Source organism: Pyxidicoccus fallax (assembly GCF_012933655.1).
In the GTDB taxonomy this organism is placed as follows: Bacteria; Myxococcota; Myxococcia; order Myxococcales; family Myxococcaceae; genus Myxococcus; species Myxococcus fallax.
The window spans coordinates 36,659-49,386 of sequence record NZ_JABBJJ010000052.1; the positions used below are offsets into that span (position 1 = coordinate 36,659).

Here is a 12,728-nt window from a genome sequence, read left to right on the forward strand (position 1 = left end):
TCTTCGCAGACGAAGTTCTGGCGCTTGGCTCGGTCCGGACCTAAAAATGGAGCTTAGGAGGAGCCCACTGTTCTTGGGATTTCGTGGGGATACCCGAGGAGGCAGGGCATGACGGTGCTAGCGCGGCGGACGTCACCACAGCGGCTTTTTGACCAACTCCGTGATCGACTGGGCGGGCTCGTTCCCGACCCGAAGCGCCGAGCTGGGGCCACTGGGGTCGATGCTTGGTACCCATACTACGCAGGCTTCTCCAGCGACTTTGCGAATGCGGTGCTTCGCGAGATACCCCGCGGAAGCATCGTGCTCGATCCGTGGAATGGCAGCGGCACTACCACGACGGCAGCGGCTCGGCTGGGCCTCCGATCCTATGGCGTCGATCTGAATCCGTTTGCTTCGCTCATCGCGCAGGCGAAGACAGTTTCGTTCGCCAGCCCAGCGGACGCTGTTGAGTTCGGGCAACGAGCCCTTGGCTGCACCAGCAGCGTGCGGGGACCTTCGACAGCCGGTGATCTGTCTCGGTGGATTTCGCAGAGCCTCGCCCGCCGTTTTGTTTCCCTCGGAGCGGCGATTGTCGAATCTGAAGACGTAGCGTGGCCTCCGGATCCGCGACGAGCTTTCGCTATGCTTGCACTCGTACGGGCCGTGAGGTGCGTGTCCCCTCCGAAGTCTGGTTCTAACCCCACTTGGTTTCGGCCCCCGAGGCGGCGCAAGCAGCCGAGTCGAGACCTTGCTGAGGAATTCCTCAAGGTGGTTCATAGTCTCGCGGCGGACGGAATGTTGCTTGCCGAGCCTGAGAACTCACCGCGCATTCTTGTTGGGGATGCCAGAGCGTTGCCCATTCAGAATGGCGGCGTCGATGTCGTGTTGACTTCTCCGCCTTACTGCACACGAATCGACTACGCAGCTTCGACCGCGTTTGAGCTGGCGTGTTTGGCTGCGGTCACGTCGCGTAGTGACGCGGGCTCACTGCGGCGCGAGTTGATGGGAACCACAATGATCCGAACCCGAGCCCCGCATCCGATCCCGGACAACTGGGCACCTTCGGTTCGCTCACTCCTGGAACAGATCCGCTCCCACGGCTCGTATGCATCGAGCGGGTACTACTTCAAGAACTTCTGGCAATACTTCAACGACGCTCATTTGGCCTTAGGTGAAATCGCACGCGCCCTGAGAAGGGGCGGCGTAGCGGTGCTTGTTCTTCAAACCTCGTTTTACAAAGAGCTCTTGATCGATCTGCCGGCTCTCTACACCGAGATTGGTGAGGCACACGGGCTTCATGGCGGTGTCGTTGTGAAGAGAAATCTTCCGAGTTCTCGCGTGATGGCGAGTCTCCACCCGAAGGCCAGAAGAAACAGAGTGGGTAGGCACTACGAAGAAAGTGTGCTGCTCCTGGAGAAGCCATGAATAACGACCAAATCGACATGGGAGAGGAGTCCGAACCCAGCCCGATTTCGCTTGAGGACAAGTACAGGCAGCAGATGCGGCAGATCTATCCGCAGAAGATCGAACTGCCGATTTCGACGCTTCCGGACATGATCGAAAGACAGATCGACCTCAGCCCTGACTTTCAACGCCGCAACATTTGGACGCGAAATAAACAGAGCCGGTTCGTCGAGTCGATCATTATGAACGTTCCCATTCCTCCAGTTTTTCTAGGGGAGGACGACTATGGGAAGTATGTCGTGCTCGACGGACGACAGCGGCTAACCGCCATCTCGAGTTTCTTAGAGAACACCTACGCACTCGAGGGTCTGGCGGTCTGGGACGAGTTGAATGGGCTTACCTATCATGACCTCAAGAAGAAGGGGCTCGATAAGACCATCCTGCGGCGTTTCATTCCTGCGGTCTTGATCCTCAAGGAGTCATCGCCAGAAGTGAAGTACGACGTGTTCGACCGCCTCAACACCGGAGGAATGGAGGCGGAGCCAATGGAGATCCGAAATGCGATCTACCGAGGGCAATTCTGCACTCTGCTCCACAAACTTTCAGCGAACGCAACGTTTCGAAAGTTGTGGGACATTCCTGAGGATCCGGACGAGCGACAGAAAAATTCCACGTACAGTCGCATGGAGGACCTTGAGTTAGTCCTTCGGTTTTTCGCACTCGAGAAGTATCAGGCGATGAAAGGGCGCTTTCGGGACTACCTGAGCACGCAGATGGATGAGCGAAATCGGGCCTACAAACAGAATGCGAACCTCGCTGCTCTTGACCAAAGGAGATTTGAGCAAGCCGTCGAGAACGCTTTCAAGGTCTTCGGGCTCGATGCCTTTCGAAAGCCCGGCGAACCCGGAGCGAAGAGGGGTGTCAAGTCTGCGCCTCTTGCTGACGCTGTCATGTTCGCGCTCGCCGATGTCGACCCCGCTCAGCTAACCCCACCTGTGGCGTTAAAACTGGCTTCTGCGCTGCAAGGCCTTTTTTCCGGCGACCCTGAGTTCAAGAAGGCCATTGGAACGGGTACCAATGGGAAAGGGGCGACGCAGTACCGCCTCGAAAAGACAAGAGAAGTCGTTCGCGCCTGCCTTGCCACCTGACTTGTTGCCATGCCTGCCCTTCAGTCCTTGCGAGACTCACTCGATCTCGTTCGAGATATCGCCAACGACATTGACGCCAACGCATCGGCAGCGCTCGCGAGCGCTGCGGTGCGAGCGAGGCATGACACCATTCAGTGCGCATCTGTTGTGCTTCTCAGCGGGTATTTCGAATCCTTCTTGAAGCAGTTGGCCGAAGAGACGGTCGCGACGATTTGCTCATTCGGGGCGCCGTTTTCAACGCTAGATAAGCGCATTCGAGAGGCACATTTCGAGCACGGTGGGCGGGTCCTTCAAGAAGTTTCAAAGGCCGCTCGCTCATCGCGGCCGCACGACTGGGTCAAGGCAAACAGCGCTGACATCGCTCGGCGACTTCACTCTGTTTCAAACGCTGCTGGCTACGAGATCGTTTGGGAGGCCTTCGCCGATACTAAGTCCAACCCTGGAGTGGAAGTGGTTCGAGACTTCTTGCTCCGCTTCGGAGTGGAAGGGGGATGGGACAAGATTGCCGTGCACTGTAGAGTGACGAAGCAATGGGCGCAGACTGCGCTAACGAACCTGATTGCGATTCGAAACGAATGTGCCCATACGGGCAAAGTGGCCGTGATTCCCTCTCCGTCGGAGCTGCGCCAGTTCTGCGACAACCTCAAGGATCTCGCAGAAGCCATCGCAGCGCTAATCCAGTCGCACCTAGCTCAGATGCAGCAAGTGGTCACGCCGGTTGCCGCGCCTGCCACTGCTCCGACAGGTAGTCCGTGAACCACTGAAAGAGCGACGCCAAACCCTACGGGAGAGGTTTTGCCCCGTCTACAGAATGTCTCCAGGACTGGAGGGGACCCAGGGGACAGGCGGGACTGCCCCCGTGGACTCGAAGTGCCTGGGTTCACTTACGATTCAGCGAAAGGCGTGCGCCGTCGCGGGTTTAGGGCACCCCGTGTCCACGGGTTCAAATCCTGTCTCCCCGACCACGTCATGAAGCGGGCTGGAGATCGGAAGGTCTCCAGCCCGCTTTTATTTCGGGCCTCCTGCGGTGTCCTCCCGAGCATCCGAGTGGCCGCAGACCTGGCCGCCGGGCTCGGGTGCATGTAGCGCTGGGGGTGGGGAGGTTCTGGTGCCCGGCCAGTTCCAGGTTGGCTGCGGCACGGGGCGGAGCGCGTCGTTCACCGACAGCCACAGCGTCACGAGCGTGGGCTGGAGGCGATGGCGCGGGGCACCTCGGCCTCCTCCGCTTCCCCAAGGGTCAGGCCGCTGCGAGCGAAGCGCTCATGTACCGTGTCCGGTGGCAGCGCGGCGCGAAGGCGTGCGGTCCAGTTCTCGATCGAGAGGTCGAAGTTCTCTTCTGCGCGGGCGAATCCGATTTCGTGCGTGGCAGGCAGTCGCTGGCTGCAGACGCGACGCAGGGCCCTTGGCCTCCCGTCCGAGGCCTCAGCGAATCGTGAGCCAGAAGAGGCTGATCAGGACCACCGCGACCAGCGCGCCGGTGCAGAGCATCCCCATCAGCCGGGCAGCCTGGACGAACGTCCGCCCGCCCGGAGGGGATTCGCCTTGTTCGATGTTCCGCAACTCTCGTTCCGCGACCACCCACCCGATGACACCGGGGACGAAGCCGCCCACCACTCCCAAGAGGGCGAGCCCGAAGGCCGTCCACGCCATCCCAGACACCTCGGGTGCCCGGAGCTGGCGGGTGTAGCAGCCGGCGCATAGCACGTCCTTCTCAAAGGGCCGTGCGCACGAGGCACACACGAAGCTTCCGCACCGCCGGCACGTCGCGGTGGCGAGGGCGTCTGGGTGTGCGGCACAGCGCGCGTCGGAGCTCGAAGTCATGGCGTTACCCGAAGGCGGGCCAGAGTAACCGACCGACGGACACCCCGTCTCTCCGCGGCCGGCGGTGAGCGTCAAGGTGAAGTTGCCGCGTGAAAGGATTCAGCCGGTGCGCTTCAGCTCTTGCGCAGCCGGGCCGGTGCAGAGGCCGTGCAGTCCCCCTCGCGGCCGCCGCGCGCGGAGTGAGCGCCGGCGGGAAACGTCGGCCACGTGAAACCGCCGTCCCTCCCCCGCACGGGCTTGGCGCGTCCCCCCTGCGCTCCCACGATTCCCAGGCAGCACGCGACACACAACGGGAGGGGACATGTCTGGGACATCGCTTCAAGGACTGACACTTCTGGGGGCCCTGTGCCTCTCGCTCACCTCGCTGACGGCAGCCCAGGCCCATGGGGCAGGGACGCTCTTCGTGGCGAACAACGGCGTCGACAGCGCGACCTGCGGAGCGAGCCAGTCCCCCTGCCGCTCCCTCAGCCGCGCCATCGACAACGCCCGCGACGGGGACAGGATCCTCGTCCGCCCTGGGGTCTATGGAGAGCTGACCGGCGATGGGGACTTCAACGACCCCGGCGAGGAGGCGGCGGAGATCGGAGGGGGCTGTCGATGCATGATCCTGGTCGACAAGCGCCTCGTTATTGCTTCGACGGACGGCCCGACGGTCACCGTGCTGGACGCCAGGGGGGCACAGCTCGACGTCGTCAACATCACCGCGAGTCATGTGGTCTTCGGCGGGGACGGGGCGGGCTTCACCGTCACCGGGGCCCGGACGACGGGCGACGATGATGGCTTCGGAGTGGCGATCCTGGCAGACGAGGGCGTGCGCGTGATCGGCAACATCGCCGTCGACAACCGAAGCATCGGCTTCGCCGCCCAGGGGAGCCGCAACATCATCCGAAACAACCTCTCCATCAGCAACGGCTCCGGATTCAACCTCGGGGCCACCGGGGCAGAGGGGCACTTCGTCATCGGCAACGTCGCCGTCTCCAACGGGAACGAGCAGGAGGGCGGCAATGGCATCTCGCTCTTCGGCGAGAGGCAGCGGGTGATGGGGAACAGGTCCATCGGGAACGATGGCCTCGGCTTCTTCCTCGTCGGTGCGGGCGGCCCGGAGTTCCTCTTCCAGGAGAACGAGGCCATCGGCAACAGGGGCGTCGGCATCTGGGCGGAGCAGAGCCTGCCGATGGAGCTCCACAGGAACAACATCTACGGGAACCTGGGCCTGCCGCTCTTCGGCTTCTTCCCGGCGCTCCCCAACTGCGGCCTCGCCAACCGCTCCGGCAGCGACATCGACGCGACCCGCAACTACTGGGGCGCGCCCTCTGGCCCCGGCCCGGACCCGGCCGATGATGCGGGGCCGGGGTCCATCTGCGACCTGAATGGTGAGACGCTCGTGACGCCCTTCGCGCCCCGGCCGTTCTCCGTCTGGACCGGGCCTCGCCTGCTCGACACGAGCGAGGCCCGCTAAGCCACCCGAACGCCGCCTCCTGGGTCGGGCGGCAGCAGGTCGCTCGGGCTGATCGTGTAGGTGAGCCGAGGGTACGTGAAGGCGGTCTCTTGATTCTCCTGGCGCCGGAGCCGGTAGAATTCGCGGCGCTCCTCGTCGCTGGCCAGGGTGAGGCGGGTGCCGTCGGAGAAGCAGGGCTGCTGCTCGCGAAAGCGCACGAACGTCTTCGAGGTGCGACAGGTGACGCCGAGCCACTGGCTGGGTGCACCGGCGGCGGGGTCGAGCACGATCCGGTGCCGGAACCTGCGATTTGTGTCCACGGAGAACACCACGACGCTGTTGTGGGCCAGGGGGATTTCGAAGGCCGGGCCGCCAGGCTCCTTCGCCTCGACGAGGAGCCGCCTCGCCGGGCTCTCCTCGGCGCGCTCGTAGCAGGAGAAGAGGGCGATCTCCGTGGCATCCTCCAGATCGAGGGCCTGGTCCGAGTGCGCACCCATGGTGGCATAGGCGTTCGTATAGCTCTCGATGAGCGCGTTGTTGAACCCCACCGAGAGCGACGCGCATTCGCGAACCTGCCGCGCCAGCCAGGCGTGGATCGGTCGGAACGGCTGCGCCGGAAGGCTGTAGACGGTGGTTGTTCGAACGATTGGAACCCCGCGCGCATCGTCGCTCGCGACGAGCACTGCCCCTCGCCTTCCCTTCCCCTGGTCTTCGAACCGAGCCGACGCGAGCAGCTCCGCGAACAGATTCCCCCGCGCGGGAATCACATACGTTCGAAACTCATCCGCCGCCTCGTAGCTCGGCGCCCGGTAGTCGCCCTCGTTCATGCTGAATCGGAACGGGTCCCCATAGTCGATGTGCGCCTGGGTCTTGTTCTCTTCGGCATACAACCTTCGAAGCTCCCTCATCCCCTCGGGCGTGGGCGCCTCCAGCGGAACCCGCTCGCCACCCATCGCGAGGAACGTACGGCCGCCGTCGTGCACGGCCTCGGTCTTCGAGCAGCGCACCACGTAGCCCAGGCGCGTTGGGAGCTGCGCGGCATCCAGCTCGGACGGCAAGATCTCGTGCGTGTACAGCCGGTTGGTGGACAGCGGCATGAACAACACGGAGTGGGGGTACAGGGTGATGGTGAATTGGGTGGGCAAGGCGCCTGCCGTCCCGTCCTGCACCGTCTCCTTCAGGCGGAAGCGCAGTCGGGTGAGCCCGCTCTTGCGGCCGTTGCCCGGGTCGAAGGGGTCGTCGGGCAGGGGGCGTCGCTCGTCGAGGTGCTCGTAGAAGGTGCAGAAGGCCATGATGCCGTGGGTCGGCATGTCCTTCGTCTTGTCGGCGTGCGGTGAGATCCGAGCCTTCGCCTGCTTCGTCTCGGCGTCGGCCGGGGTGTTGTGGTAGAGCTGCGCCAGCACGTGGTTGAGCGGAGCCGCGTCTCGAAAGATCAGCGCCGCTTCCTGGTTCAGCGCGTCGACGATGTGTCGGTCCGTGGCACGGAAATTCTCGGTCGGACCCGAGAGGTTCGTAGAGCAGCGCAGCAGGCGGAAGTGAAGCTCCTCCCCCTCCGGTCTCACGCTCGTCAGGTAGATCCCCGTACGATGGGCCCTGCCGGGTTTGGTCGATTCGGTGAGCGACTGGAAGGTGTGCTCGCTTCGGATCCGGTCCAGGAAATCGATGCCCGGGTCGAAGAAGCACCGGTAGTACACGCCGACCCCGTACACGCGAAGGGGAACCCGGCCAAGGCTCACCAGCGGCCAGGGCACGCCGTCGTCGCGCTCCCCGTAGCCGCTCGAGCGCTCCCGGATCACCTGGACGCGCGCGGCCGCCGAGAGATCCAGGCCCTCGGCCCTCGACACGTCGCCGCACAGATGGACGACCTTGCCGGAGAGGTCGGGCAGCCCGGCGGAGGGGTCGGTGATCACGGTGCCACAGAAGCCGTCGAGCAAGCCCACGTCGTCCAACGGCGAGAGCGCGATCAACACATGGTTCGTGTCGATGATGCGGGCTTCGGGGAGAGGCGACGATGCTCGGGCCATGGGGAGGCTCCTCGCGCAGGACTGGCGTCCTGCTGCATGGCTACGATCCTGCCAGAGCGCATAGGCGGCATGGGAGCCCTGTTGTGGGCGAGGGACGGGGTGGGGGGCGTCCAGGAGGGCCGCGCGGCTCCGCGAGAGTGCATCCCTCAGTCCAGCGGCCTCGGCTGTAGCCCCCGCGTTCCAGGATGCGCTGCGCACGAGCCCACCGTCGATGCGCAACGCGGAGCCATTGAGGACGGAGGCGAGCGGGCTGCTCACCTCGGTGATGAAGTCCGCAACAATGCCCCGAGAGGGGCGTGCGCCCGGAGGGTTGGGGCTGGCTGCCTGACCGGGCCCTGGCGCGAAGGCCGACCCCCCGGGCCCGCTGGCTGCACATGCTCCCCCATACCGTTTGTTGAAGTCACATGGCCTCCACCCGCAAGCTCTCCGCGCTTTCTCAGGGAAGGGGAGACGAGCGGGTACGGCGCCCCGCGGCCGACCGCTCGGAAGAGCAGGAACTCCAACGCGAGGAGGAACACCTCGAGCCCTGGACTCAACTGTTCCACCATGCGGGCCTGGGCATGGTGAGCACGGACCCCGAGACCTCGTGCATCAAGGCGGTCAACCCGGCCTTCGCCCGCATGCATGGGTATGACTCGCCCGAGGAGCTCATCGGGAAGCACGTCCAGGAGCTGCTCGCGCCAGAGTGCTTCGCCAGCTTCCGCGCCGAGCTGGAGCGGACCCTCGAGAAGGGCCATCACAGCTACGAGCTCCTCAACCGGCGCAAGGACGGGAGCTGCTTCCCGGTGCTCGTGGACGGGGTGGCGCTGAGGGACGAGCGGGGCAAGGTCATCTACCGCGCCGCCAGCGTCCACGACCTCACCGCGCGCAAGGAGGCGGAGGACCGCTTCAGCTTCATCGCGCGGGCGGGAGAGGTGCTCGCCTCTTCGCTGGACGAGGACACGGTGCTCCAGCGACTCGCCGAGCTCAGCGTGCCCCACCTCGCGGACGCGTGCACGGTGGACCTGCTCACCGAGGGGGGCGGCGTGGAGCGGCGGGCGGTGATGCACCGCGACCCGGAGCTGGTGGCCGCCGTCTTCGAGATGGTCCGCCGCTGGCCCCTCGGCACGTGCGCCCCGGGTGTCACGGCCCAGGTGCTGCGAACGGGCGAGCCCGTCTTCATTCCCGTGCTGACGGACGCGGCGCTGGCGGACCTGGCTCGCGGCGAGGGACACCAGGCTTGGCTCCGGCAGCTTGGCTTCAAGTCGCTCATCTGCGTCCCCCTCCAGGCGCGAGGCCAGACGCTGGGGGCGCTGACCCTGGGCCTCCAGTCGGGCCTCCGAAGCCATGGGCCGCGAGATGTGGAGCTCGCGCAGGAACTCGCCCGCCGCGCCAGCCTCAGCCTGGACAACGCCCTCCTCTTCCAGAAGGCGAAGGAGACCCAGGTCCGCACCGAGCGGCTCCAGGACCTCACCGCCGCGCTCTCTCGCGCGGCCGCCGTGGAGGAGGTGGCCGAGGTCGTCATCCACGTGGGGCTGAAGGCCGCTCGGGCCCAGCGGGGGGCGCTGCTGCAGCTTCGCGAAGGGAAGCTGCACCTCATGTGTCACTCCGGCTATCCCGAGGCGCTGATGCGCGCCTACCAGCCGCTGCCGCTCGAGGTGTTCAGCAGGTCGCGGACGCTCCTGCACGAGCGCCAGCCCCTGTTCTTCGGCTCCCGCGCCGAGTGCCTCGCCCAGGTGCCGGAGATGACTCCCGTCTCCTCGGTCGTCGGAGAAGGTGCGCGTGCGCTCCTGCCGCTGGTGACCGAGCAGCGGATGATTGGCCTCATCATCGTGGGCTGGGAAACGGTGAAGTCCTTCAGCCAGCCGGAGAAGGACTTCATCCAGGCGCTCACGCGTCAGTGTGCCCAGGCGCTCGAGCGCGCGGAGCTCTACCGGGATGCCCAGGCGGCGGTCCGGCTGCGCGACGAGTTCCTCTCGGTGGCGAGCCATGAGCTGAAGACCCCCCTGACCTCGCTCGGGTTGCAGCATGTGCTCATCGAGCGCGCCGTGAGCGCGGGCCTGCTGGACAAGGCCCACTCCCGGCTGGCGTCGTCCGCGCGGCAGGTCCACCGGCTGGCCTCGCTGGTGGGCAGCCTCCTGGACGTGAGCCGCATCTCCCTGGGAAAGCTGGCGCTGGAGCCGTCCGAGGTGGACCTGGCCCAGGTGGTGAAGGACGGGCTGGAGCGGACGGAGGCCGTCTTCACGCAGGCGGGCTGTGACGCGCGGCTGTCCCTGGAGCCCGGGGTGCGAGGCTGGTGGGACGGCTCCCGGCTGGAGCAGGTGGTGGTGAACCTCCTGTCCAACGCGGTGAAGTATGGCCCCGGCAAGCCTGTCGTCATCCAGGTGGACTCGGAGCCGGGATGGGGCCGGTTGCGCGTGCGCGACGAGGGCATTGGCATCTCCCCCGAGGCCCTCCCACGCCTCTTCGGCCGCTTCGAGCGCGGCGTCTCCGACCGACACTACGGTGGCTTGGGTCTGGGCCTCTACATCTCCCGCCAGATTGTCGAGGCCATGGGCGGCACCATCACCGTGGAGAGCGAACTGGACCGCGGGGCGCTCTTCACGGTGCGCCTGCCCCTGCGTGCTCCTGGATAGCCACGAAGGTACCCAGGCTGTGCGCCAGCCCAGTGGGGAGGCGGTGCAACCCCGCTGGACACACGCCGGTCCATACGTCCATCTCCGTCCAGCGCAGCCGCTGCTGCGGGGAGTGTGCCACGGCCCCGGCCTGCCCACGGCCGCCGCCCCTGTCGCGACGGGGCATCCGTGGAAGGAATGTTCGTTCCGCGTCCGCCCCGCCGGAGGGGAGGCCCGTCCGCGGGTTGTGGGTGAGGCAGATGCGCGCCCACTCCTCGCGCCCGTCGTTGCCGTGTCGCCCCGACGTCGTCATCTCTCAGCCGCGAAGGCGCCCGTCCAGCTCGCGAAGCAGTTCCCCGACGCGCCCGCCGCCGCGGGGTGCCGCGGGGAACCGATCGAGCACGAAGACGACGATTGACGTGGCGTGCCGTCGCGCCCGCTCGACGTGCTCGGCACCAACATCCCGGTCATCGCCAGACAGCAGCTCGGCCGCTCTTGCCGCGTGAGCAGCCGCTCCGAGGATGTGCTTCACCTGATGGGAGCTGGCCTTCGGATGCAGGTATGCGGCGGCGGCGGCGTGACTCGCTGCTCGCGCTGCTTCGCGTGCGGCCTCGGTGGTGGTCTCACGCGATGCCTCGAGCGCCGCCCACGCGTTGTCTCTCAGCGCGCCCGTGCGTCTGCCGCCCCTGGCAAAAGCGTTCGCCGCGTCGATGGCGTCGCGAGGCCGAGTGTCACCCGGCCGTTCGCTTTCGAAGATGGCCAACGCCGCCTGTGCGCACTTCGCCGCATAGCCCGCGACCTCGCGAAGTTCCTGCTCGCTCAGCGCGATGTTGCCCGGCTCGCTCGTCATGGCGTCCATCATCGACTGCCACGCGAGCCAGTGTCTTCCCTGAATGTGTCTCGCGGTGGCGCACCGGATGCGGCGGTGCTTTCGCACGTGCCCTGCCGCCTGGTGCGCCCGTGGTGCTCAGTTCAGACGTCCAACTGCCAGAGCTGGTTCTTCGCCGACCCATCGCGCTTCATGGGGTAGGTGATGAGCCGCCCCGTGCCGTCCGTCCTGGCGCCCTCGATGTCCAGCACCATGCCATTGAGCTGGCTCTGGATGTAGTAGGTGCCGCGGACCCGGCCGGGCACGAGCTGCCACACCTGATTGGGGTGGCCGTGGGCCTCCCAGGTGACGACGGCGGTTCCCGGGGCCTTGTTGGCTCCCTCCACGTCGAGCACGAGCCCGTTGAGCCGGCTGCGGATGAGGTAGCCGCCCCGCGTGGGCACCAGCTCCCACTTCTGGTTCTCATTGCCCTCGCGGTGGGACTTGGCGCGGAAGGCGACGAGCCCCGTGCCGGGCGCGCGGTTGTTGCCCACGATGTCGATGACGAGCCCCTCGAGCCTGCTGCGGATGAAGGTGCTGCGCTGGGGCCGCGACTCACCCCGGTCTGGACGCCAGTCCCGGTCCGCTCGCGGCGGAGGCGGCGGCGTGGGGCGCGCCTCACCCTGGCACCAGCCCGCGGGGCTGCACGTGCGGGCGCCATCGCACTGCGAGCTGTCGTGGCAGCGGTTGGGTCCGGAGCGGTTGCGCGACTCGTCCCAGCGGTATTCAGGCCCCGGCCCCGCCCCCGCCGTCAGGGGCAGGAGCAGCAGCGCGAGCGCCGCCCATCCCTTGCTCTTCACGGACGACCGGTCTTCACGCGCACGACCACCCTCGGAGCTACGCCGAACCGCCAGCATGGGACTTCTCCTCGTTTGGAGTTTCCGGGAGAGGGGCTGCTCTCGCCGCCCGCTCGCTCCATGCCCTTCATGACGGGGGCAGGGGGATTTCATTCACCTGCTATCGGTTGAGTGTGGGTCGATCTCTCGCATTGGAGCCTGAGCTCCTCCTGACCCGAAAGGTCGAGCCGGAGCCCGGCGCTCAATAACCCGGAAAAATCAGCAGTCGCCTCAATCCGCGGCGTCGGGCCCTTGCTCGAAGGAGACAGACCTGACGTCCACCCGTCGTCTCGGGTGGCATCCAACGTTCAAAGCAGAGGAGGAGCTGGATATGCATCGCCAAGGACTGCGCAACATTTCGAGGAGACTCTCGCATGCGGCAGTGCTGTGCACTTTCATGGCGGTGGCACTTGCTTCGCAAGAAGCGGCTGCGGCTTGCCGAGGCACCTGGGCCGAAGGAACGACCTACACCGCGGGCGACAGTGTGACCTACAGCGGCGCGACCTACACGGCTCGCGTGACCCATACCGCATGCGTCGGCTGCGGCTGGAACCCGGTGGCGGCACCGTCGCTGTGGGCGGCGGGCGGCGACTGCACCGGTGCTGTCTCTTATACA

General features: G+C 66.0%; 10 protein-coding genes and 1 pseudogene. 7 read left to right on the top strand and 4 right to left on the bottom strand.

All coding sequences use genetic code 11. From position 1 onward, the window contains the following. Window positions 1-108: 108 nt before the first annotated feature. The 4 genes and pseudogenes from HG543_RS56790 to HG543_RS14075 all read left to right on the top strand — a co-directional run. Window positions 109-390, top strand: a pseudogene (locus tag HG543_RS56790) (DNA methyltransferase); the annotation flags it as partial. Window positions 391-747: 357 nt separating this feature from the next. Beyond that, entirely contained in the window at window positions 748-1,404 is a 657-nt protein-coding gene (locus HG543_RS56795; RefSeq protein WP_253910477.1) for a hypothetical protein, read from the top strand. Then, window positions 1,401-2,531: a DUF262 domain-containing protein gene (locus tag HG543_RS14070; protein ID WP_169345251.1), complete on the top strand. Its 1,131-nt coding sequence runs from the start codon at window positions 1,401-1,403 to the stop codon at window positions 2,529-2,531. The genes HG543_RS56795 and HG543_RS14070 overlap by 4 nt, the downstream gene beginning before the upstream one ends. Window positions 2,532-2,540: 9 nt before the next feature. After that, window positions 2,541-3,287 carry a HEPN domain-containing protein gene (locus HG543_RS14075; RefSeq protein ID WP_169345252.1) on the top strand — a complete coding sequence of 249 codons (747 nt, stop codon included), beginning with the start codon at window positions 2,541-2,543 and terminating at the stop codon, window positions 3,285-3,287. A gap of 666 nt (window positions 3,288-3,953) precedes the next feature. Here the strand turns inward: HG543_RS14075 and HG543_RS14080 are convergent. Further along, on the bottom strand, window positions 3,954-4,181 hold the full coding sequence (locus HG543_RS14080; RefSeq protein WP_169345253.1) for a hypothetical protein: 228 nt from the start codon (window positions 4,179-4,181) through the stop codon (window positions 3,954-3,956). Window positions 4,182-4,653: 472 nt separating this feature from the next. On the opposite strand from HG543_RS14080, the gene HG543_RS14085 reads away from it, so the two are divergent. Then, window positions 4,654-5,811, top strand: coding sequence for a NosD domain-containing protein (locus HG543_RS14085; protein WP_169345254.1), 1,158 nt, complete (start codon window positions 4,654-4,656; stop codon window positions 5,809-5,811). Here the strand turns inward: HG543_RS14085 and HG543_RS54485 are convergent. Continuing rightward, the gene (locus tag HG543_RS54485) at window positions 5,808-7,814 is read right to left on the bottom strand and encodes an alpha-ketoglutarate-dependent dioxygenase AlkB family protein (RefSeq protein ID WP_211193914.1); all 2,007 of its coding nucleotides are present in this window, start codon (window positions 7,812-7,814) and stop codon (window positions 5,808-5,810) included. The genes HG543_RS14085 and HG543_RS54485 overlap by 4 nt on opposite strands. A 404-nt stretch (window positions 7,815-8,218) precedes the next feature. On the opposite strand from HG543_RS54485, the gene HG543_RS14105 reads away from it, so the two are divergent. Then, window positions 8,219-10,429, top strand: coding sequence for a sensor histidine kinase (locus tag HG543_RS14105; RefSeq protein ID WP_169345255.1), 2,211 nt, complete (start codon window positions 8,219-8,221; stop codon window positions 10,427-10,429). A gap of 295 nt (window positions 10,430-10,724) precedes the next feature. Here HG543_RS14105 and HG543_RS14110 read toward each other — a convergent pair whose 3' ends face one another. Next, window positions 10,725-11,270, bottom strand: coding sequence for a putative immunity protein (locus HG543_RS14110; RefSeq protein WP_211193915.1), 546 nt, complete (start codon window positions 11,268-11,270; stop codon window positions 10,725-10,727). A gap of 110 nt (window positions 11,271-11,380) precedes the next feature. Then, complete coding sequence (locus HG543_RS14115; RefSeq protein ID WP_169345256.1) at window positions 11,381-12,076, bottom strand: RICIN domain-containing protein; 696 nt, start codon at window positions 12,074-12,076, stop codon at window positions 11,381-11,383. Window positions 12,077-12,443: 367 nt separating this feature from the next. Between HG543_RS14115 and HG543_RS54490 the strand changes: the two genes are divergently transcribed. Then, the coding region (locus HG543_RS54490; protein ID WP_343073349.1) for a carbohydrate-binding protein at window positions 12,444-12,728 on the top strand (285 nt) is incomplete at its 3' end.

Excerpts from the sequence above, each read along its gene's own strand:
- HG543_RS14070 (WP_169345251.1), top strand. The coding sequence starts at position 1,401 with ATGAATAACGACCAAATCGACATGGGAGAGGAGTCCGAACCCAGCCCG.
- HG543_RS14075 (WP_169345252.1), top strand. The coding sequence starts at position 2,541 with ATGCCTGCCCTTCAGTCCTTGCGAGACTCACTCGATCTCGTTCGAGAT.
- HG543_RS14080 (WP_169345253.1), bottom strand. The coding sequence starts at position 4,181 with ATGGCGTGGACGGCCTTCGGGCTCGCCCTCTTGGGAGTGGTGGGCGGC.
- HG543_RS14085 (WP_169345254.1), top strand. The coding sequence starts at position 4,654 with ATGTCTGGGACATCGCTTCAAGGACTGACACTTCTGGGGGCCCTGTGC.
- HG543_RS54485 (WP_211193914.1), bottom strand. The coding sequence starts at position 7,814 with ATGGCCCGAGCATCGTCGCCTCTCCCCGAAGCCCGCATCATCGACACG.
- HG543_RS14105 (WP_169345255.1), top strand. The coding sequence starts at position 8,219 with ATGGCCTCCACCCGCAAGCTCTCCGCGCTTTCTCAGGGAAGGGGAGAC.
- HG543_RS14110 (WP_211193915.1), bottom strand. The coding sequence starts at position 11,270 with ATGATGGACGCCATGACGAGCGAGCCGGGCAACATCGCGCTGAGCGAG.